Source organism: Methylacidiphilum kamchatkense Kam1, from assembly GCF_007475525.1.
Taxonomy (GTDB): Bacteria; Verrucomicrobiota; Verrucomicrobiia; order Methylacidiphilales; family Methylacidiphilaceae; genus Methylacidiphilum; species Methylacidiphilum kamchatkense.
The window spans coordinates 446,732-466,241 of sequence record NZ_CP037899.1 but is presented as its reverse complement, the minus strand read 5'-3'; the positions used below and the strand labels follow the sequence as shown (position 1 = coordinate 466,241).

The following is a 19,510-nucleotide window of genomic DNA, read 5'->3' as shown; positions in this document are numbered from 1 at the left end:
TCGAATGGTTTTTTCAGTCATTCTATTTTATCAACAAGAAAAATATCCTTGAACGATAGGCCTTTTTTAAAGTTTTTCCTTGATCTCAAAGACCTTATTATTTAAAAAAAACCAAGTTAATCTAATCATTATACTATTAAAAAAATTAAAAAAAAGGAATTATCGAGGAGGAATTTATATGAAACTTTTTTCAATAGGCAATAGAGGAGTTATCCATGCTAGCCTGTTTTTGTTACTAAGCTTATTTTTTTCGACAGTACCAGCTTGGGCATCATGGGATTTTCAACGGACCATCGACCATTCTACTGCTGTCATTAAAGAATTCAAAAGAGACCCCAAAAATGGGATTCCTCAATCTGTTTTCAACAATGCAAAGGGTATTGCAATACTAAGGGTTTCGGAAGCCGGTTTTATTTTTAGCGGAGAAAGTGGCCATGGGTTAGTTGTCGCGAAGAAAGGAAATAGCTGGAGCGCTCCTTCGGCCATTTCAGCCTCTGGTATGGGCTTTGGACTGCAAGCTGGAGGCGAAACAACCCATTACGTTATTATTATGAACACCAAAAAGGCTGTGGACACCTTTGCTAAGGGTGGAAAATTTAAACTAAAAGGAGAAATGGAAGGAGTTGCTGGACCAACCACCGAATCGGAGCACAAACCCAAATCTCACATATATGTTTATAAAAGGAGTAAAGGATTCTTTGGAGGACTTGCCTTAAGTGGTCTTGATATTGCAGAATCCAAAGACACTAACAAAAGATATTATCACAGAGATATCAGTGCCTCAGAAATTTTGAGTGGAAAGGTTGCAGTACCACAAGGAGCCAAAAAACTTATCGAAGCTCTCAATGCCCCTTACTCTCATAAAAAAGGATAAGTTATTACTTTGAGGAGTTCTCCTATAATAAGGAAAATCTTATCAAGAAAATTAAATAATTGTTAATTTGATACGATTTTCTACAATTTAGAACCAACGACTCAGTGCGCAACCACACCATGGAACGGGCGCGCAGCTATAACTTTAAGGGGAAGTAGGACGGCGACTTTGGGCGGGGATTCTACCAAGCAGTGGAAGCGACCGTCCTCGCCGTCTTTCTCGATCAGTTACGCTTCTAAGTTGGTGCAGACTTTGGCAAGATTGCATGCAGCCGTGGGAGAGCACCACCATCGAACCTGCTAGGACGATACTTTGTCACAAAGTCTCTGGCAGAGTTCATCCAAACTTATAGAGGATCCCAAAGCCACCTCTAGGATATTCCCATAGGATATTTTTATGCTCCACGCAGATGATCTGACAAGTTCCACACTCCAGACAGCCGTCAGTAATCAATGTCACTTCCTCGGTCTCATTCTTCCTATAGCAGCCGGCTGGACAAAGCACAGTACAACTTTTGTCATAACAGAGTGTGCAGGTTTCTCGATTCTTTATCTTAATATGAGGCCTGCCTTCATCCACTCGATAGCGATTCTGGTAGAGTTTTTCCTCAATCTGAATCATCTTGTCGCCCTCCATAGCTGAATTGCGTCTTGAAGAATACCTGAAACCGATCTTCTCTTTAGGATATTCTTGATCGTCTCTTTTTCCTTCGTTCTCTTATCTACTCCATCCACTTTAAGAAGAGAGAACAGAGAAACATTCATAATTTCTGGATAAGTGGTCAAAAAATGTCGATTTTTCCCAATCACAGCATGAAAATTCTTGTATTTCCTGAGGTCCTTCAGAACAAAACTCTTTTCGAGTTTTTCTTTATAGAGAGCCAAATTCTCCTTATTAAATCTTTCTTTTTTCTTTTTAATTTCAATAACCGTTTCGGCAGCCAACCTCCCTGATTCCATAGCCAGATTCGACCCTTCTCTATGAATAGAATTAACAAACATGGCTGCATCACCAACGATCATCCAGCCTTCCCCATAAATTTGTGGCATTGCATGATATCCTCCCTCTGGAATCAAATGAGCCGAATATTCTTTCACCTCTCCGCCAACGATCAATGGTTTGACTGCCGGATGGTTTTTCAAAGACTCTAGCAGTTCAAACGGTGGATTTTCTCTTTCTTTAAATCGGCCAATAAACAACCAATCCCAATGGATATAGATTCTTTATTAGTATAAAGAAAAGCTGTACCAAGCATTCCTCGAGTAATGGCTCCAAGCATTTCAATAGCAACCCCTTGATTATCTACCAGGCCAAACCGGTTTTCTAAAATTTCTTGGGGAATAAAAATGGTTTCCTTTACCCCAAGAGCAACTTCTTTAGCCACTATCTCTTTTCTGAATCCCGCTTTCCTTGCGAGCATCGAATTAACCCCATCCGCCAGTATAACCACTTCCCCATATAGCTCTCCATCTTCTCTGTCTGTTCTTACTCCGACCACCCGCTCCTTTTCTTTAATTAGATCAATCACTGTCGTCTCACAAATCAAAAGCACTCCTGCTTCTTGTGCCTTTTTCGAAAATCATCTGTCAAATGGCGCACGCAAAATGGTATACCTATCTGCATTGTCCCAATTCAATGCAGCTGTCCGGTGAGTAGTCCCAACATAGGCATCTTTGTCAATAATCCACACCCGTTGTTCGGCAAGAAAACGCTCCAGTGGAGCATCCATTCGAAAATCTGGAATAATTTTTTCCAGAGAATTGGCATATAACACTGCTCCTTGCACATTCTTTGAACCGGGATATTCCCCACGCTCCAACTGGATCACATTGAGTCCATTGCTAGCTAATGTATAGGCGGCAGCCGTTCCCCCTGGTCCCGCACCAACAACGATACAATCGTATTTTTCTTTCATAGCTCTTCAGCCTTTCAAACCCCTTGTTTCTTTAGGCAGTCGTACTTTGAGGAAATTTTATTTTTCAGAACCCGAATCATAGCAGGAATGATTTCAAGGAAATCTCCAACAATGCCAATATCTGCATAGTCAAAAATTGGAGCGTTCGGATCATTATTAATAGCAACAATCGTTCCTGCTTTTTCTATTCCTACTCGGTGCTGTACGGCACCAGAAATTCCTACGGCTATATAGACTTTGGGCCTTATGGTCCTACCCGTTTGCCCTATTTGCCTTTCGGCTTCCAACCAACCAGCTTGAACCACTGGTCTTGTGCCTCCCACTTCCCCACCTAATAGCATAGCAAGTTCTCTTAAAAGAGAAAAATGGCTCGCCTGTTTTAATCCCCTTCCTCCTCCAATTACAACATCAGCTCGTGACAGCTTCTCAGAAGCCTTGTAGGGATCAGGAATAAAGCCTAAGACTTTCGTAACAAAGTTGGCTTCGTTAAACTGTATCTGCTCCCTTATAATCATTCCCTTCCTGTCGGTGTTAGGCAAAGGGATAGGGAAGACTCCAGGTCTTACCGTTGCCATTTGCGGTCTGTAATTAAGGGTTAAAATTGTGCAAAGGAGGCTACCTCCAAAAGTCGGTCTTGTTGCTTCTAAACTTCGATTTTCTAGGTCTATAGTCAGCTCTGTGCAGTCCGCAGTCAGCCCCGTTTCAAGGAACGTAGCCACACTGCTAGCTAAATCTCTGCTCAGAGCGGTAGCCCCAAGCAGAAGAATTTCGGGTTTATATTTTTTGACCAATTGCACCAAGCACTCTGTAAACGGATCGCTGCGGTAATCAGAAAGAGAAGGATCAACAACTTGATAGACGATATCCGCACCATAAGCAATAGCATCATTACTAATTGTATCGACCACTGCCTGGTTACCACCAAAGACAACAGCGCCTACTTCGACCCCTAAAGATTTAGCTAAAACGCGAGCTTTCCCTAATAGTTCCCAACCCACAGGATGCACCTTTGCCTCTTCCTGTTCGATAAAGACCCAGATGCCTCTGTATTCAGAAAGTCTTGGATCTAGACTAACCTTCTTTCTTTTCTGATTTTTTGGTTTCTCCTCAATCTCACTCATAACCTCATCTTCCTTGCACTGTTTACTTCTTTTAAAGCCCTAGTATGCCTTCCCACCCTCTTCTTTCGTCTCTTCCCTCCTCTTTCATTTTCTTTGGCTAGTGGATTTGTTGTAGGACTTCTTTTCCCAGTTCTGGATATTTTTCAATAAGCTTTTCTAATAGAATAGAACACAGCGCCTCTGGCTCATCCCCTTCAATCCTTTCCGCTGGACCTCTCGCACTTTGAGGAGCAAATACTTTGCCTACCACTGTCGGGGATCCCTTAAGACCTATCTTTGAGATATCTTCAATCCCTGCATCCATCCTATTCCATATTTTTATAGGTGCTTTAGCAGCACGAATCATATTGGGTAAGGAGGCATAACGGATAGAGCTTTTGCCATCAAGAATCGTCATCAAACAGGGTAATTGTGATGAGACAACCTGAATGCCCTTTTCACTTTTTCGGTGTACCAAAACCTTCCTTTTTTCATAATCGATATGCTTGATTTCTTGGACATAGGTCAACAGTTGCAATCCAAGTCGTCTAGCCACTCCTGGTCCAACCTGGCCTGTATCCCCATCAATTGTTTGCTTGCCAGCAAAAACGATGTCGATTTTCCGGTAGGAATCGATTTTTTTTAACGCCGCTGCCAACGCATAAGAAGTGGCTAGTGTATCGGATCCCGCAAAGGCTCTATCCGACAAAAGGATCGCCTCATCGGCTCCATAAGAAAGGGCTTTTCTCAACGCTGCCTCTGCCTGTAAAGGCCCCATGGAAAGAACCGTCAAAAAGCTGCCATAGGCATCCTTCAATTCCAAAGCTTTCTCTAGAGCAAACAGATCATATGGATTTAGGATTGCCGGTACGCCTTGGCGCATAATCGTTCCTGTTTGAGGATGGACTCTAATCTGGCTTGAATCTGGAACTTGTTTTACAAGAATGACTACATGCATAAAAACATTTCTTTATTGTGTTTTCCTTTTGAGTTTCTCCTTCCCAACCAATGTATCAATGGATACGAATTGAATGGCTTTCTGTGGCAGATGCTTCCCCTGCTCTTTAAATACTTTAAAAACCTTTTCATTCTGAGCATTAGAATGGACAAAATCTTCGTAGGCCCTAGCAAGGAGTTCAGCATAAGACTGCTTAATCTCCTCATCCGTTTTCGAAGAGATATCTAAAGAGGCCGCAGCGATATAATCATGAAATCTTTGAAGGATATGGAGCCTATAGACCCTAAGCACTCTTAGATCATAGGGGACTTCAAACAATTTAAAGAAATCTTCGGCTGCCTCGAGTTTTTCCATCTGTTTCAAAATAGCTTCAGCCATTGCACTTCCTGTTCTTTCTGAGTTTTCTAGCAGTTATCATGCCAAGAGTTTCTTTCTGAATGTCTCTCTGGGAGAAAATTGGCATGCGAAACAAGACCTTTCATTTCTGTTAATTTTCTTACATTTTAGCCTAGGCCTGGATCTATACCCCATTACGACAAAGGCAAAGCTAAAGAGGGGTAAGCAAAAAGTTTACGAGCAAAAACATCCAATGGCAGATCTAGCTGTTTTATGTTTTGTTCGATAAGAAACCGCGTTTCGTTTTTTGTTAGGGGACTAGTAAGAACCGCCCAGTGGACAGCAGAAGATCTTTTAATGATCTGCCTGGCCCATGTCCTTTCGATTTGGCTTTGGAAGCGGCAACCTAAAAAAAGAAAATGCCTGTCTTTTCTTAATTCCTTTATCAGATCGGGAATAGGAGTCTGGATGTCTATTTCTGTCAAGACTTCAACATAGTCTGAATCAGATATTATGAAATTTTTTTGAGGTTTTACTGAGCCTAGTGGTTTATAGAGGACGGTTTGCCATGCTAAGGCTGCATCCATTCCAACCTCCCTATCTTTCCAATCGTAGGCTTTTACCCAGTTCCCAGGGTATTCTGCCTGACTTACTCCTTGAATCTGTCCCCAAGATTGTTTTTCTTCTTTCAAAGCAACGCTAAAAGAAGCATCATACCAAACATCCACCACCAGGGGAAGTTGGGGGATTCGAGCCAACCACCGTTGCAGATCGTTTGGTTCCAAATCAACATCAAATATCTGGCTTAAAAGAGCTTTTAATGTTTTTCTATGCCTATAATTTTCAATGTACTGGCTGGCACTCCAAAGGTTTTTTCTTATTCTGGAAGGGACCGCAACCAATCCAGCTAGTCTGTCAGCTAGCATTTCAGGACTCTGAGGGACAGATTCTGCGTTTTTGCTAAATCCTAAAATACCCGGGCCAAGGAAGGGAATGACTTTTCCCAATGCAATAAACGCTACAATCTCTTCCAGATCCCTTTCAATTTTGTTCGTTTCATTTTCCATCGGTTTCTTTTTCTTTTTTCAGCTCTTCTAAATATTCCTTCGAAAGCCTAAAAATACCTCTCCCACCGGACAAAGCTTGGAATTTATCCCCAGCTTTTCCCCAAAGAAAGTAAAACCAGTCTTGTGCAGATACATTGAATGGTCTTTCAGAAATCTCCCTTACTCCACCATCAGGCCCAAATCGCACATGAACTATAATAGGTCGTTCATCCATAGTAGCTCTCTTTTCAATAAATAGCCGCTCCTGCCCCTACATTCAGGGACGCATCCTTAAGGGTCTTGACGATACAAGCAACTTGTTCAAAATCTAGCAGTCCATGGAAAGGCAAAGCGATGGTTCTATCGGCTACTCGTTCGGTCATCGGCAACATCCCCTTATGTACTCCACTTTCCATTGCCCAACTAGAGATATGTAAAGGATAACAATAGGGAAAAGCCTCTATATTCTCCCGTTTTAGATCCTCAATAATAGCATCTCTGCTTGATCGGGAAAACCTTGTACCCAAATGCACAACATAAGAAAACCAATGGACCTCCGTAGCTTCTGGTGAAACATAGGGATCTTTTATTCCCTCAAAGCCACAGAGGAGCTGTGTGTAAAATGCTTCTACATCCTTTCTTTTTTGTAAAATACTATCGATTCTTTTCAATTGAGCTAATCCCAAAGCTGCCTCTAGATTACTCATCGAACAACCTAAAGAAGGTAGTCTTGATTTGACAACTGATTTTCTTTCCTCCGCCGTTCTCTCTCTCATCATTCTAAGGTGAAAAGCTAGCTCCTCTGAATCTGTCACCACCATGGCTCCCCTGCCTGTCACAAGAGCTGAAGGTTGTGAAAAATCGAAAATCGATAGTATCCCAAAGGAACCAACAACTTTCCCTTGATAAGCCGATCCAATCGATTCAGTCGCATCCTCTATCAGATAGAGAGAATTTTCTTTTGCTATTTTTTCTAGTTCAGGCCAATTGGCAGGATGGCCGTTAGGGTTCAACCCAACGAGTGCTTTGGTCTTTGGGCTCAGAGCTTTTACTATTTTTGCTGGATCAATTGCCATTGACCAATAATCGATGTCCACATACTTCGGGGTAAGCTCTGCCCAAAGCAGGACCTGACCAAGGTCCCGCCATGAAGCAGCTGAAAGAATAACTTCACTCCCTTTCTTTAAGCCAAGAGCCTTCAAACAAAGGAAAAAAGCAACTTTAGAACTGCAAAAACTGACCCCGAATTTTCTTCTAACATACTGGGCAAAACTTCTTTCAAATGATTCTATTTCGGATCCTTCGCTAAGCTCATTTGAGCTAAGGATTCGATACAACACCTCCAGCTCTTGATTGGTCATATCAGGATCGGAAAACTTTATCGATTTTGCCCTCATTATTTTTTTCTCAAGAAATAGAAAGCCCAATTTTTAGCCTTCAATTTTGCGCGCTTCCAGTGTTATAGGCAATTTTGTATCTGGAGGCATTTCAGGCAGCAGAAATTTCATCCCATTGGCAAGAGTAACAATGCCTCCAAACAATTCTTTTTTGTCAGAGCTGATGATCGGTTCCTCCAAATCTTTTTTTGCGATATAAATTGTTATTTCCCCAGCTTCCTTCTTTCTAAGCATTATTTTCATCGATAGTAGATTTCTCTTAGTTATTTGATAGCAAGGAAGATGCCAACTTAAGCTAAAGAGAAAAACTTTTCCCTTTCTCCATTAAGAAACAACCCCCTATACTCAAACCACATCCTTAAGCTTGACTCAGTCTCTTTTAGTTATGAAAGTGCGATTGTCGAAAAACAAACAATTTTGTTTTCCCCATCTCACTTCGCCACACTAAAACTTTCTCCACAGCCACAACTTCCTGTCGCCTTCGGATTATTAAAAACGAACCTTTCTTTAAAAGGATCCTTAATATAATCAAGCACAAGACCATCGAGCAGTTGGAAAGATTCCTTATCCACCACTAGTTTTCCCCCAGGAAAATCCCACACGGTATCGTCAGATTCAACCTGTCGAACATAATCCATTTGATAGGAAAAACCAGCACAGCCCGAACGCACCACTGCCAGTCTTAAGGCGACAATATCTTTTTTCCCTAACAACGCCTTCGCAAGCTTCTCCTGGGCTCTTTGGGTTATGGAAATAGCCATGTCAATCACCTCCCTTTTTTTGTTTGAACTTATGGAGTACAATTTGCTGAAAATGAAGATCCGCAGCTGCAGGTAGATCCCGCATTTGGATTATGTATGACAAAACGGGCTCCCTCGAGATTTTCCTCATAATCAATTTGTGCCCCTCTCAAGTAAAGGTGACTCTGTGGATCGATGACAAGAGAAACCCCTCCCATTTCATAAAGGATGTCTCCTTCTTCGATCTCTCGATCAAAGGCAAAATTATATTGATAGCCTGAGCAGCCACCTCCAGTAATAAAAATTCTTAGCTTGAGTTCTTTGTCCTGCTCTTCCTCAATTAAGGATTTTATTTTTTGTACGGCTGCTTCTGTCAGTTCAATTTTCTGACTTTGGTTTTCAGATGCATTGTCCAAAAGGTCCTGGGCACTTTTTTCCGAAGTTCCTTTCATATGTTCTCCTTTTTCTTTTTTTGAGCATGAACCATGCCAAAGGTGCCCATTCGAATGAACTTGCGTTTCTAAAAATTGAGTATCCTTGGTTGAGTAATTATGACAATTTATATGGCACAGCCTTTGCTTTAAAAAAAGAAAGCTCCCTAATCGAATTCAAGAATCATGAAAAAAAATGGTGAATTGGTTGCCATCTATGAAGTCAGCAAAATACTAGCTTCTTCACATTTTCAATTAATAAAGTTATTAAGAGAATCTTTAAAAATTTTAAGTTTACATCTAAAATTGCTAAGAACGGTCATATTTATCAAAGAAGGTCAAAATCCTAAGCTTTTAGCCTCTTACGGAATATTCGATCCCCAGGAGCATATTTCTTTTTACCAATCCTTTATTGAACAGATCTTTAAAAATGGGTTTCCTGTCGTCATTCCTGATCTCTATGCAGAGCTTTACTCCAACGAGGAAATCAAGCCCAATGAGTGCTCAGAAAACCCTCTTTCTCTTTTTTGCATCCCAATCCGATCCGAAAGAGAATGTTTAGGCGTTTTGGTTTGTGAAAGAAAAAGGGAATCAGCGCTTGACTCCCTATCAGAAACTACTCAAGTTCTTAGTTTAGCTGCTAATCTTTTTGGTCAAAAAATAAAACTCTGCATGGGCGGCTCTTTGTCTCAAGAGACTCAAGAGAAGTCAGAAGCTAGTTTTTATCGTTATAAACCCGACTCATTGAAGACAAGAAATGCCAATGGAGTGATAGGACAGAGCAAGCAGATGCAAGCCGTGCTAGATCTTGTCTATCATGTAGCTCCCTCTCGTTCTACTGTTTTACTTCGTGGAGAAAGCGGCACAGGAAAAGAGGTGATTGCCCGAACAATTCATTATCTCAGTCCTAGAAAAGAGGGGCCTTTCATTAAAGTAAACTGTTCTGCTCTGCCAGAAACCCTGCTTGAATCAGAACTTTTCGGTCATGAAAAAGGAGCTTTTACCGGCGCCCTTTTCGAAAGAAAAGGTCGGTTCGAACTGGCCCATGGTGGCACCTTATTCCTGGACGAAATAGGGGATATATCACCGGCAGTTCAAGTGAAGCTGCTACGGGTTCTCCAAGAAAGAGAATTTGAAAGAGTAGGAGGAAACAAAACGATTCGAGTGGATGTTAGGGTCATCACGGCCACGAACAAAAATCTTGAAGATGCTGTGCTTAAAGGAGAATTTCGAGCCGATCTTTATTTTCGGATAAATGTCGTTTCTATCTTTCTGCCGCCTTTACGAGAACGAAAAGAAGACATCCCCCTGTTGGCCGAGCACATTTTGAACAAAATTGGGAGGGAGTTGAATAGAAAATTAAAAATTACTCCTGAAGCCCTTAATCTTTTAATCAATTGTCATTGGCCAGGGAATGTAAGGGAATTAGAAAATTGTCTAGAAAGAGCCGCAACCAATTCAAAGAATAACTGGATTGAAGAAGTGGACGTTGCCTGCCGTAGAAACCAATGTTCTTCGCCCATTTTATGGAAAAAAGATTTACATGTGATCTCCACCCCCATCGTCTCTTCTACCGAAGAGACTTTTCACAAAGAAGAAACCCATAGACCTTCTTTTTACAGTCCATTGGTATCTGATGATCCTAAGGAAAAAATCATCCAAGCAATGGAAAAATGTGGTTGGGTACAAGCTAAAGCAGCACGCCTGCTAAACATTACCCCCAGGCAACTTGGTTATGCTCTGAAAAAATACGGGATAGCAATCAAAAAATTCTAAATAGAGAAAGGTCCGGTGGCTTGCAGAGAAGGTGCCTGCTAAAAATGACATGACAATTCTACTGCCTGCAAAAAGATGTCTGCCTTCCTCACCAACTGGCAAATCATCGCCTTGAGGTAGTTCAAGCATCAAAACTCACGGTATGGAAAAAGAGAAATGTGAACTAATTCTTTACTCAGCGCTCTATTGGAGCACCCACTTTGTTCCCCCATTCCGTCCAAGAACCGTCATAATTTTTTACATTTTTATGACCCAATAAATACTTCAATACAAACCAGGTATGGCTAGAACGTTCGCCAATGCGACAATACACGACTGTTTCTTTTTCAGGATCTAATCCAGCTTGTTTTTCATAAATCTCACGCAGCTCAGCAACGGATTTAAATGTGCCGTCTTCTTTCACAGCCGTTTTCCAAGGAACACTTTTGGCTCCTGGAATGTGACCTCCCCGTAGCACCCCTTCTTGTGGATATTCAGGCATGTGAAGAAGCTCTCCAGAGTATTCTCCTGGGCTGCGTACATCAATCAGCGGACCCTTCGCCTTTAAAAAATCGAGCACACCATTATAAAAGATCCGAATGTCTTCATCCATTCTTTTAGAGGGGACTGGATAATGAGTCTTTTCAAAAAAAGGTTTTTCTTTTGTTAGTGGAAGACCAAGCTTAATCCATTTGTCCCGGCCCCCATTAAGGATTTTCGATTTTTTATGTCCAAACAATTCAAAGGCCCACAGCGCATAACAAGCCCACCAGTTAGATTTGTCCCCATAAAATATACAGATCGTATTCGGAGTTATGCCATTACGGGAACAAAGTTCAGCAAACTTTTCCGCAGAAATATAATCGCGAATAATTGGGTCTTGCAAATCCTTGCGCCAATCAATATGTACGGCACCAGGAATATGTCCCGTATCATAAAGCAACACGTCTTCGTTGCTTTCAATAATCCGAATATCCGGAGCAAGAGAATTTAAATTTTGTGCAAGCCATTCTACTTCTACTATCTTATCCTCAAACACATAACCAGTACTCATAAGCTATTCCTTTCTATATGATTGCATTGTTTTTCATTCTGGACCATAACAAAGCGGTCTATCTGAACAGTCTTTACAATTTGGAGCCTTACATACGAAGATTCCCTCTTCTTCGCATAATTTTCTATAAAAAATTTCTTCCAGCGCATATCTTCCCTATTGGAGCTGAAAAGAGGAAGAAAAAAAGCTTCTAAGATTGCCCCAAGCTCCTTTCTACTCTCTAAGCCAAGATCCTGCCAAAGATGATTGTCTCCTAGTGAGGCTGTTGCAAGAAGGTGGGCTATCCACAGGGATACCTCCCCAAAATAATTGCGATAACGAAGAAACAATTGAACAAGCATTTTGTGTTCTTCGTACAGCTCTAGATAGGTCCCTAAGTTGCCATCCTTGGAACCAATCAGACTCATTTCAAAAAAAACTGCCATTTTTGACAGTTCTTCTTTTGGCAAACCAAGACCAGGAATGAATGGATCACTATTTGCAGAACCAAATTTCGATAGAACATAACCAACGCTCTTCTTCAAGAGTTGTAGAAGATTGTAAGGAATATTACAGTCTTTCTTTTTTAAAAGTTGATTTTGTAGACATATATCCATCATCATAAACTTCTTTCAAATACTGAGCATCTATTATGCCATTTATAGGGGCATTGAAGGCTGCTCTTTTTTCACTTCGCTGCGTTACTGAAAGCTTCTACACTAAAAAAAGAGAAAAGGGCTTGAAGAAAAATTTCAATTTCTTCTTGAGTCGTTTCAAAACCCAGAGAAATTCTTAAAGCCGAAGAGGCTTCTTTTCGATCAAATCCCATAGCTAAAAGCACATGCGAAGGTTCTTGGCTGCCGCTCATACAAGCTGAGCCTGTAGAAACAGCAATCCCCTTCTGGTCAAGATAATTCAATAGCTCTTCAGAGTCGGTTCCTGAAAAAATGATGTTAGATGTATTCCAAATTCGATTATTATTTTTTGCCACTATCACAATCCCAGGTAATTCCTGTTCAATTTTTTGTTCCATCCAGTCACGTAATTTTTGAATCCGACCACTCTCCCGCATTATCTTTGATTCTGCAAGTTCACAGGCTTTCGCCATTCCCACAATACCAGCAACATTTTCCGTTCCGCCTCTTCTATTTCTTTCCTGATGTCCAGGAATCAAAGGGGTAAGAGAAACTCCCTTTCTTACATAAAGCACTCCAACGCCCTTCGGCCCATAGCATTTATGGGCAGAAAATGAAAACAAATCTATACCAAGCTCTGCTAGACGGATCTTTATTTTACCCACGACCTGAGCACCATCCACATGAAAAAGTATCCCTTTGGCTTTGGCCATTCGGCTGATCTGTTCAATAGGAAAAAGAACCCCTGTTTCATTATTAGCCCATAGAAGGCTAAGAATCCCAACAGAGCCATCCAGAGATTTTTCCAGTTGTTCAAGATTAAGCGAACCATCTCTTTCAACAGGCAGGATAGAAAACTGGACACTTTCTTTTTCTAAGAGCTTCACAAGACTGAAAACGGCCGGATGTTCAACAGCGGAAATGACAATTTTATTTTTGTGCGCTGAACCCAACAAAACACCCCTTAAAGCCAATCCAATGCTTTCTGTACAACCGCTTGTGAAAATGATTTCTTCCGTCCTTGTTCCAAGAAACTCTGCAATTTTCTTTCGGCAATGAAACAGGGTCTCTTTGGCTTCCTTGCCTTCTCGATGACTGCTTGAAGGATTACCAAATTTGTCTTTTAGCCAGGGAAGCATCGCCTCATATACTTCCTCTAAAAGCGGGGTAGTGGCATTGTAATCTAAATAGACCCTATCCCTCTTTGTTACCGTCTTCATCGACTCTTTCTAATTCTTCAGCCTTCATTCCGACCAGATAGCCTCTTTCGATAAAATCAACCCCATAAATATAGTATTTTTGAAGAAAGGTCCCAATACTGCTGACATAACCAATTTCCCCTTTTTTAACCAGAATTTCTCCTATCTCTTTTCCAGGAAATGTTCCATCATTGCGAATATTTTTTCTACTCCTAACCTTTTGGCCAAACTCAAATACAGGCGGGCCATCAAGCTCATTGATGTCCTTCTCTTTCATCGTCTTTCTTCTTTCCCCATCCTTTTTTCAACTGATTGTTTTGTGTTTGGCCATAGAGCTCTTCCATTCGAAGCTTAGCAAATTCTCTCACAAAGGAATCCTGGTCTTGACAAAAAATCTGTAAAGAAGCAGGATGAATTCTCCGCACTACTTCAAATCTTACTTTCCAGCTAGGATCATTGATAAATCGGCTCAATTCATTCGAGTCTAGTCTAGAGACAACCGTCAGCCTGACTTCTTCGTTCAAATCATTGGCAAGGATGTTCAATCCTTCTTCCCCTATTCTCTTGGCAACCTCAATCCGTACGGCAGCTTCAGGATCTGAAACCATAAAAATCAACCATTCGACCGGAATTTTTCTAGCAACTATCTGTCTAACATAATAATCGGGATCAATCAGCATCGGGACAAGATCCAACCCCTCCAATAATCCAGCAGCCCTAATACGCACATCCCGGCTCTTATCAAAACGCAATCGGAGGAGAAACTTTTTGGGTACATAGTAAGCAGCACTCATTCTCACCGTATCGTCGGGATCCATCGACATCCGAATTTGATGATGCCCATCGACATGCCTCAGAGCAATTGCCCGAATTTCAAAATAGGGATGCATCAAATAACTAGTAGCCAAGGTTGGATTTCTTTCGAAAAAGCGTTCAATTCTTTTCGCATACCTATCCTGAATACATGCTTCCCCTTTCCTACATTTGCCCCTAGATTTTAATTCCTTATGAGGGCATTGGGTGCAGTCAACTGGCTTCCCTTCCCAATCTAAACATTCTTTCGAAAGATCTTTCACTGATTGTCCTCTCCTTTAAGAATATTCGCTAGCCTACTAGCACCTATTTGACTCGTTACATCAATTTTGGTTAATAATTGGAGCATTTTTAAGGCTTCCTCTTTATTGCCCGCTCGCCCAAGCAGATAGGCCACAGCATGAAAAGCTCTTAAGTAGAGATCAACCAGAGGATTGTCAGCGCATTTTAACATTTCTATCTGATCTTCAGTCAAATCCATCCAGTTTTCATTTATCCTCAATTTTTTTGCTGTTTCCTCCATACACAATCTTCCCCAATATATAGACTGCAACAGATCACTCTGATAAAAGTAAAACCGGTAGAAGCCAATCAGAACGGTAATATGCTTACCAGCCTTTTCAAAGGCCTTATATAAATGAAAGAGTACTTTTTCTTTGTTGGGATATGCTTTGGCAGCCTCTTTCAGCTCCCTAGCAGCTTCCTCCACCAGCTCTCCCCAATAATCTTCTGGAATACCATAAGCATCCACATCATTTGAGCAGCAGCTTCGCATACGATTTCCTTGCTTTTGGCCTGTGCCTCTTTCCTTTGATGTCCTTCACTCAGATAAAACTCATCCATATGGGGTTTTATCCATTGGACTAATCTGGAGGGAGAGAGGAACAGCTACAGCTATTATTATTTTTCCTTCCTGATAGCACAATCAGTCTAGTCTCAGTGGGAGTCTCAACAAAATGGACGATGGCTTCTTCAAAGTAAGGAAGGCATTCTTTTGGAATAAAGAGCCTAACACCATCCTCCCATGTGGTATCGGATTGCTGTGGCTCCTCGACAACGCTAAAGTCCGTAGTAAACCCTGAGCAGCCTCCTTCTCCAACAATCAATCGCATGCCCGCACTTTTTGTCCCTCCACACATCCGGATCATCCGACTAATAAATTGTTTTGCCTTGGGTGTAATCGATATTTTCATAGCTATTTTTTGGCTTTGTATCGTGGGCGGCTTTTATCAATCACACAAGTATTGTCTACCGGACAGACAGATACGCATTGCGGTTCATCAAAAAACCCTATACATTCTGTGCATTTTTCAGGATCTATGGCGAAAATGCCTTCTTTTTCATAAATAGCACCATTTGGGCACTCCGGTTCACAAGCAGAACATCCTGTACATTGGGATGCAACGATCTTATATGCCATACTTTTTCTCCTTTTTGTTCATCAGTTTTAATTCAAAGTCACTAATGCCCCCTGTCGAATAAGAGCATCTTCTTTTTTGGTTGGATGAATCAATCCAGCATTGACCTTTCTAAGATACTCTTTGAAATAACTCAGAGCGGCCTTTTCGATATATTCATAAGCAAAACCGTCAACGGTCTCTATGCCAGCCTTCTCTAAAGCTTCTTTCGGGCAAGATCCTATTTTTGCTACAAACACAGCAACACAATCCCTTATAGCCCGAATAACGGTTTCAAGCGCATCTTCTTCTCCATAACCACCCTGGCAATAGAGATCGACTCTACGATGACCGATGAATTTCGAGCCTTTCGTACTAAGCTCATAAATTTGGAATTCCTTAGCATGCCCAAAATGCTCGTTGATTTTTCCCCCACCTTTCGTGGCGACCGCAACCAAAATCTTCAGTTCACTATTTTCTTTAGCTATTTCTTTTAATTCCTTCTCTCTTTCCGCCACTCTCATTTGCCTTTCCTGCTCGACTTGCATTTTGTAAGCTTTTCTCGTTTCCATATCGTAATTCACCTCAATGGAGGCGATCTTCTCTTTGGTAAATTCACTACTCCTATCTTCCCCAAGCAATCCTACCGCATCAGCACGGCATTGCCTGCAATGCCTCATCATGTTCATCTGTCCTTCACATTTGTCCTGCAGAGCTTTCAATTCCTGTGCTGTCGGCCCTCTCTGTCCTGTCAATCCAAAGTATGTTCCATGCTCAGGTGCCGAAATAAGGGGCATGATATTATGAAGAAACGCTCCACGTGATTTCACAGCTTTGTTAACCTCTATTAGGTGTTCGTCGTTAATCCCAGGGATCATCACGGAGTTGATCTTGCAAAGGATCTTTTCAGCCGTAAGCATCTCTAATCCTTCTAACTGCCTTTCCGAAAGAATCTTCGCTGCCTCTTTGCCTTTATACCTTTTATGTTTATAAAACACCCAGGGATAAATTTTCTCCCCCACCTCTGGATCTATCATATTGATCGTAATGGTTACATGATCCACATTGAAATCCTTGATTCGTTTTACATACTCTGGTAATGCTAGTCCGTTGGTTGAGAGACAAAGCTTTATGTCTGGAGCTTTCTTTGCTACAAGTTCAAAAGTTTTAAATGTCTTATCCGGATTGGCTAAAGGATCTCCTGGACCTGCTATCCCAAGAACAGTCATCTGAGGAATGAGTGAGGCAACAGCCAAAACCTTCTTAGCTGCTTCTTCTGGGGTAAGCCTTTCGCTTACCACCCCTGGTCGGCTTTCATTCGCACAGTCATACTTTCTGTTGCAATAATTGCATTGAATATTACATGCTGGCGCCACAGCCACATGCATTCGCGCATAATAATGGTGTGCTTCTTCGCTATAACAGGGATGATTTTTTACTTTTTCCCAAATTTCCTCTGGAAGATCTCCTGCTCCCGCTCCAGAGCCACAACTCGATTTTCCGCTGCCTCCCTTCGAACCGCATCCTTGATGCTGAATAGTGGAAGTAACGGAAAGTCCCAAGGCTTTCAAACGCTGAAAATTCTTTGCTTTTGGAGTTTGAGTCAAAGCAGCAGTCATCGAGTACCTCCTTTATTTTTTTAAGCATTCTAGCAAAAGCTGTGCCAATTCTTCTCCCTTGAATGACGCAACTTTTCTTTGTCTTCTCTTTTATTGGTGTTGCTTGCCAACCCATTACATCGATTCTGGAGATTCGTTGATTTCGCTCTTATAAAAGAAGCTTCGTGTAAGAATTGGTACAAAAGCTGGTAGCAATGTTGTGATAAAACACACACTCTGTCGGCTTAATTGTAGGGTTTGGCATGATAAATTTATTTTTATTGCCTCCTTACAAATTCCGTTGACTCTGGACTATAGTCCAACCTTTAAATTCTCTAAAAAGAGCAATATGCTGAAGGAGGCTAACTACAGTGAAATCTAATGTTCTTCTCCAGATTGAAGGGATGAAATGCGAAGATTGTGCAACGCATCTTATAAGAGCTCTTCAAAAACTCCAGGGGATTGAAAAAGTTCTGATAACGGATTGGCGCTCCAAAAGAGCAAGCCTTGTTACTACCCAGCAATGGAACGAGCAGGAAGTTCTACAAACAATCAAAGCATTAGGTTACCAGGGCACTATCATCAAACGGATGCCAATAGGAATGGAGAGCGAAGAGAAGGGCAAAGATTATGATCTTTTGATTGTGGGGGGAGGTTCTGCTGCCTTCGCTGCTGCGATAAAAGCAAGTGAACTAGGAGCAAAAGTTGGGATTGTTGAATCTGGAGTCATTGGAGGCACCTGTGTCAATGTAGGCTGCGTTCCATCCAAATTCCTTATTCGAGCCGCTGAAGTTTACACAATGGCAAGAAACCCTCGGTTCGCCGGTTTAGGATCTTGTAATATGCCTTTAGACTGGGCACAATTGATCGATCAAAAAGAAAAACTGGTCAGCATGTTGCGGATGCAAAAATACATCCATCTTCTGGATGTCTACCCAAATATTTCTCTTATCGAGGGAAAGGCTAGGTTGATGGCTGGCAATCAACTAATCGTTAATAATAAAACCTATACTTCAAGAAAAATTCTGTTAGCTACTGGCTCCTCTCCATCTATTCCTCCAATTCCTGGGTTAAAAGAAACAGGCTTTCTCGATAGCACCACTGCTTTAAGTTTAAAAACTCTACCCTCTTCTCTTGCCATAATTGGTGGAGGAGCTATAGGACTCGAACTTGGACAGATGTTCGCCAGATTTGGTGTGAAGGTGAATATCATTGAAGCCCTCCCCTCAATTGCCATGAGCGAAGAACCTGAAATAAGAGAGCAACTTAGCCTATATTTAAAAGAAGAAAGGATTGAACTCTTTACAAACACCCAAGTTCGCTATGTTGAAAAAACGGGAGAAAATGGCTGTTTTATTTCTATTCAAAACGGGGAAAAAGAAACTGGATTAAGGGTGGAGAAAATTCTAGTCACAACAGGTCGTAGCCCTAACACGGCAGAGTTAGGACTCGAAGAGGTAGGAGTCAAAAAGGGGAATCGAGGAGAAATTCTTGTTGATCCATTTCTACGTACTACCAATCCTGACATTTATGCTGCTGGAGATTGTGCAGGGTTTCCACAGTTTGTTTATGTATCCGCTTTTACAGGAGGAGTCGCTGCAGAAAATGCTATTACTGGAGCTAAACGATCGATTGATTTTTCATCCCTACCACGAGTGACTTTCACCGATCCACAGATCGCAAGTGTAGGCTTAACTGAGGCTCAAGCAAAAAAAGAAGGATTGAATGTCATTACTACGATTTTTCCAGTCAAAGAGGTTCCAAAGGCAATTATTTCCTCGGATACTAGAGGATTAATTAAGCTTGTAAGCGAAGCCAACACAGGAAAACTTCTGGGGGCTCACTTGCTTGCTGCAGCAGCTGGAGATTTTATTCAGGAGGCCGTTCTTGCTATCCGACATGGATTAACCATACAAGACATAGTGGATGCCTTCCATCCCTATCTAACAATGAGTGAAGCCATCAAACTGGCTGCACTCTCATTTAAAAAAGATGTCGGGCATCTGTCCTGTTGTGCCAGTTAACACGGAGCTGATCCTTTTGCTAGCCTATGTTTTGTTGCTCCTTGATGAGCTCTCTATCCACTTCTCTGGCCGTAGCTGATGAGTCAGGCATAGGAGAATCGTCCAGCGTTTTGCAAGATTGACGCATGAAACAAGATTGGAGGCAATTTCATCAAATAGTAGCGTCGATGTCCGCGAGCATTGGTTCGGCTCTCTCTTCTTTCCAACAGTTTAGTAATTACCAAGAGAGATTGTTTCACAATTAAGGAAGAGCTCGTTT

At 41.6% G+C, this 19,510-nt stretch carries 22 protein-coding genes and 1 pseudogene; 3 read left to right on the top strand and 20 right to left on the bottom strand.

Going from position 1 to position 19,510, the window contains the following annotated elements:
• Nucleotides 1-178 precede the first annotated feature (178 nt).
• The gene (locus tag kam1_RS02155; RefSeq protein WP_039721306.1) at nt 179-874 is read left to right on the top strand and encodes a lipid-binding SYLF domain-containing protein; all 696 of its coding nucleotides are present in this window, start codon (nt 179-181) and stop codon (nt 872-874) included.
• Nucleotides 875-1,210: 336 nt separating this feature from the next.
• Here the strand turns inward: kam1_RS02155 and kam1_RS02150 are convergent, their stop codons facing one another.
• From kam1_RS02150 to erpA, 11 genes and pseudogenes are all read right to left on the bottom strand, one after another.
• On the bottom strand, nt 1,211-1,495 hold the full coding sequence (locus kam1_RS02150) for a ferredoxin family protein (protein ID WP_039721307.1): 285 nt from the start codon (nt 1,493-1,495) through the stop codon (nt 1,211-1,213).
• Nucleotides 1,492-2,789: pseudogene (locus kam1_RS11205) on the bottom strand (FAD-dependent oxidoreductase). Before kam1_RS11205 ends, kam1_RS02150 begins: the two are co-directional and overlap by 4 nt.
• Nucleotides 2,790-2,803: 14 nt before the next feature.
• On the bottom strand, nt 2,804-3,910 hold the full coding sequence (locus kam1_RS02140; protein WP_039721309.1) for an electron transfer flavoprotein subunit alpha/FixB family protein: 1,107 nt from the start codon (nt 3,908-3,910) through the stop codon (nt 2,804-2,806).
• A 97-nt stretch (nt 3,911-4,007) separates the two neighbouring features.
• Complete coding sequence (locus kam1_RS02135; protein ID WP_039721310.1) at nt 4,008-4,847, bottom strand: electron transfer flavoprotein subunit beta/FixA family protein; 840 nt, start codon at nt 4,845-4,847, stop codon at nt 4,008-4,010.
• Between the two features lie 12 nt (nt 4,848-4,859).
• A complete protein-coding gene (gene nifW, locus kam1_RS02130) occupies nt 4,860-5,225 on the bottom strand; it encodes a nitrogenase-stabilizing/protective protein NifW (protein WP_039721311.1) in 366 nt (121 codons plus the stop codon).
• A 152-nt stretch (nt 5,226-5,377) separates the two neighbouring features.
• Entirely contained in the window at nt 5,378-6,250 is an 873-nt protein-coding gene (locus kam1_RS02125) for an SIR2 family NAD-dependent protein deacylase (RefSeq protein WP_039721312.1), read from the bottom strand.
• Complete coding sequence (locus kam1_RS02120; protein WP_039721313.1) at nt 6,240-6,464, bottom strand: hypothetical protein; 225 nt, start codon at nt 6,462-6,464, stop codon at nt 6,240-6,242. The genes kam1_RS02125 and kam1_RS02120 overlap by 11 nt, the downstream gene beginning before the upstream one ends.
• A gap of 13 nt (nt 6,465-6,477) precedes the next feature.
• Complete coding sequence (locus kam1_RS02115) at nt 6,478-7,626, bottom strand: DegT/DnrJ/EryC1/StrS family aminotransferase (RefSeq protein ID WP_039721314.1); 1,149 nt, start codon at nt 7,624-7,626, stop codon at nt 6,478-6,480.
• Nucleotides 7,627-7,659: 33 nt separating this feature from the next.
• The gene (gene nifT, locus kam1_RS02110) at nt 7,660-7,869 is read right to left on the bottom strand and encodes a putative nitrogen fixation protein NifT (RefSeq protein ID WP_039721315.1); all 210 of its coding nucleotides are present in this window, start codon (nt 7,867-7,869) and stop codon (nt 7,660-7,662) included.
• A gap of 188 nt (nt 7,870-8,057) precedes the next feature.
• Nucleotides 8,058-8,387, bottom strand: a complete 330-nt coding sequence (locus kam1_RS02105) for a HesB/IscA family protein (protein WP_039721316.1) — start codon at nt 8,385-8,387, stop codon at nt 8,058-8,060.
• A gap of 29 nt (nt 8,388-8,416) precedes the next feature.
• Nucleotides 8,417-8,818, bottom strand: coding sequence for an iron-sulfur cluster insertion protein ErpA (gene erpA, locus kam1_RS02100; RefSeq protein ID WP_052250466.1), 402 nt, complete (start codon nt 8,816-8,818; stop codon nt 8,417-8,419).
• Between the two features lie 165 nt (nt 8,819-8,983).
• On the opposite strand from erpA, the gene nifA reads away from it, so the two are divergent.
• Nucleotides 8,984-10,573, top strand: coding sequence for a nif-specific transcriptional activator NifA (gene nifA / locus kam1_RS02095; RefSeq protein ID WP_039721317.1), 1,590 nt, complete (start codon nt 8,984-8,986; stop codon nt 10,571-10,573).
• A gap of 175 nt (nt 10,574-10,748) precedes the next feature.
• On the opposite strand, the gene kam1_RS02090 is transcribed toward nifA, so the two are convergent.
• From kam1_RS02090 to nifB, 9 genes are all read right to left on the bottom strand, one after another.
• Complete coding sequence (locus kam1_RS02090; protein WP_039721318.1) at nt 10,749-11,606, bottom strand: sulfurtransferase; 858 nt, start codon at nt 11,604-11,606, stop codon at nt 10,749-10,751.
• Complete coding sequence (locus tag kam1_RS11330; protein WP_455429710.1) at nt 11,603-12,208, bottom strand: nitrogen fixation protein NifQ; 606 nt, start codon at nt 12,206-12,208, stop codon at nt 11,603-11,605. Before kam1_RS11330 ends, kam1_RS02090 begins: the two co-directional genes overlap by 4 nt.
• A 65-nt stretch (nt 12,209-12,273) precedes the next feature.
• Nucleotides 12,274-13,440 carry a cysteine desulfurase family protein gene (locus tag kam1_RS02080; protein ID WP_039721319.1) on the bottom strand — a complete coding sequence of 389 codons (1,167 nt, stop codon included), beginning with the start codon at nt 13,438-13,440 and terminating at the stop codon, nt 12,274-12,276.
• A complete protein-coding gene (locus kam1_RS02075) occupies nt 13,415-13,696 on the bottom strand; it encodes a nitrogen fixation protein NifZ (protein WP_009060119.1) in 282 nt (93 codons plus the stop codon). Before kam1_RS02075 ends, kam1_RS02080 begins: the two co-directional genes overlap by 26 nt.
• Complete coding sequence (locus kam1_RS02070; protein ID WP_039721320.1) at nt 13,674-14,495, bottom strand: 4Fe4S-binding leucine-rich repeat protein; 822 nt, start codon at nt 14,493-14,495, stop codon at nt 13,674-13,676. The genes kam1_RS02075 and kam1_RS02070 overlap by 23 nt, the downstream gene beginning before the upstream one ends.
• Nucleotides 14,492-15,007, bottom strand: a complete 516-nt coding sequence (locus kam1_RS02065) for a hypothetical protein (protein WP_039721321.1) — start codon at nt 15,005-15,007, stop codon at nt 14,492-14,494. The genes kam1_RS02070 and kam1_RS02065 overlap by 4 nt, the downstream gene beginning before the upstream one ends.
• 88 nt (nt 15,008-15,095) lie before the next feature.
• Nucleotides 15,096-15,425, bottom strand: coding sequence for a HesB/IscA family protein (locus tag kam1_RS02060; protein WP_039721322.1), 330 nt, complete (start codon nt 15,423-15,425; stop codon nt 15,096-15,098).
• Between the two features lie 2 nt (nt 15,426-15,427).
• Nucleotides 15,428-15,652, bottom strand: a complete 225-nt coding sequence (locus kam1_RS02055) for a YfhL family 4Fe-4S dicluster ferredoxin (RefSeq protein WP_009060123.1) — start codon at nt 15,650-15,652, stop codon at nt 15,428-15,430.
• Between the two features lie 27 nt (nt 15,653-15,679).
• Nucleotides 15,680-17,248, bottom strand: a complete 1,569-nt coding sequence (gene nifB, locus kam1_RS02050; protein ID WP_039721323.1) for a nitrogenase cofactor biosynthesis protein NifB — start codon at nt 17,246-17,248, stop codon at nt 15,680-15,682.
• 383 nt (nt 17,249-17,631) lie between these two features.
• Between nifB and merA the strand changes: the two genes are divergently transcribed.
• A complete protein-coding gene (merA, locus tag kam1_RS02045) occupies nt 17,632-19,251 on the top strand; it encodes a mercury(II) reductase (RefSeq protein ID WP_235277125.1) in 1,620 nt (539 codons plus the stop codon).
• Nucleotides 19,252-19,510: the final 259 nt, after the last annotated feature.

Bases quoted from the DNA above. Each gene is read 5' to 3' on its own strand.
- kam1_RS02155 (WP_039721306.1), top strand. From the start codon at position 179: ATGAAACTTTTTTCAATAGGCAATAGAGGAGTTATCCATGCTAGCCTG.
- kam1_RS02150 (WP_039721307.1), bottom strand. From the start codon at position 1,495: ATGATTCAGATTGAGGAAAAACTCTACCAGAATCGCTATCGAGTGGAT.
- kam1_RS02140 (WP_039721309.1), bottom strand. From the start codon at position 3,910: ATGAGTGAGATTGAGGAGAAACCAAAAAATCAGAAAAGAAAGAAGGTT.
- kam1_RS02135 (WP_039721310.1), bottom strand. From the start codon at position 4,847: ATGCATGTAGTCATTCTTGTAAAACAAGTTCCAGATTCAAGCCAGATT.
- nifW (WP_039721311.1), bottom strand. From the start codon at position 5,225: ATGGCTGAAGCTATTTTGAAACAGATGGAAAAACTCGAGGCAGCCGAA.
- kam1_RS02125 (WP_039721312.1), bottom strand. From the start codon at position 6,250: ATGGAAAATGAAACGAACAAAATTGAAAGGGATCTGGAAGAGATTGTA.
- kam1_RS02120 (WP_039721313.1), bottom strand. From the start codon at position 6,464: ATGGATGAACGACCTATTATAGTTCATGTGCGATTTGGGCCTGATGGT.
- kam1_RS02115 (WP_039721314.1), bottom strand. From the start codon at position 7,626: ATGAGGGCAAAATCGATAAAGTTTTCCGATCCTGATATGACCAATCAA.
- nifT (WP_039721315.1), bottom strand. From the start codon at position 7,869: ATGAAAATAATGCTTAGAAAGAAGGAAGCTGGGGAAATAACAATTTAT.
- kam1_RS02105 (WP_039721316.1), bottom strand. From the start codon at position 8,387: ATGGCTATTTCCATAACCCAAAGAGCCCAGGAGAAGCTTGCGAAGGCG.
- erpA (WP_052250466.1), bottom strand. From the start codon at position 8,818: ATGAAAGGAACTTCGGAAAAAAGTGCCCAGGACCTTTTGGACAATGCA.
- nifA (WP_039721317.1), top strand. From the start codon at position 8,984: ATGAAAAAAAATGGTGAATTGGTTGCCATCTATGAAGTCAGCAAAATA.
- kam1_RS02090 (WP_039721318.1), bottom strand. From the start codon at position 11,606: ATGAGTACTGGTTATGTGTTTGAGGATAAGATAGTAGAAGTAGAATGG.
- kam1_RS11330 (WP_455429710.1), bottom strand. From the start codon at position 12,208: ATGATGATGGATATATGTCTACAAAATCAACTTTTAAAAAAGAAAGAC.
- kam1_RS02080 (WP_039721319.1), bottom strand. From the start codon at position 13,440: ATGAAGACGGTAACAAAGAGGGATAGGGTCTATTTAGATTACAATGCC.
- kam1_RS02075 (WP_009060119.1), bottom strand. From the start codon at position 13,696: ATGAAAGAGAAGGACATCAATGAGCTTGATGGCCCGCCTGTATTTGAG.
- kam1_RS02065 (WP_039721321.1), bottom strand. From the start codon at position 15,007: ATGCGAAGCTGCTGCTCAAATGATGTGGATGCTTATGGTATTCCAGAA.
- kam1_RS02060 (WP_039721322.1), bottom strand. From the start codon at position 15,425: ATGAAAATATCGATTACACCCAAGGCAAAACAATTTATTAGTCGGATG.
- kam1_RS02055 (WP_009060123.1), bottom strand. From the start codon at position 15,652: ATGGCATATAAGATCGTTGCATCCCAATGTACAGGATGTTCTGCTTGT.
- nifB (WP_039721323.1), bottom strand. From the start codon at position 17,248: ATGACTGCTGCTTTGACTCAAACTCCAAAAGCAAAGAATTTTCAGCGT.
- merA (WP_235277125.1), top strand. From the start codon at position 17,632: ATGAAATGCGAAGATTGTGCAACGCATCTTATAAGAGCTCTTCAAAAA.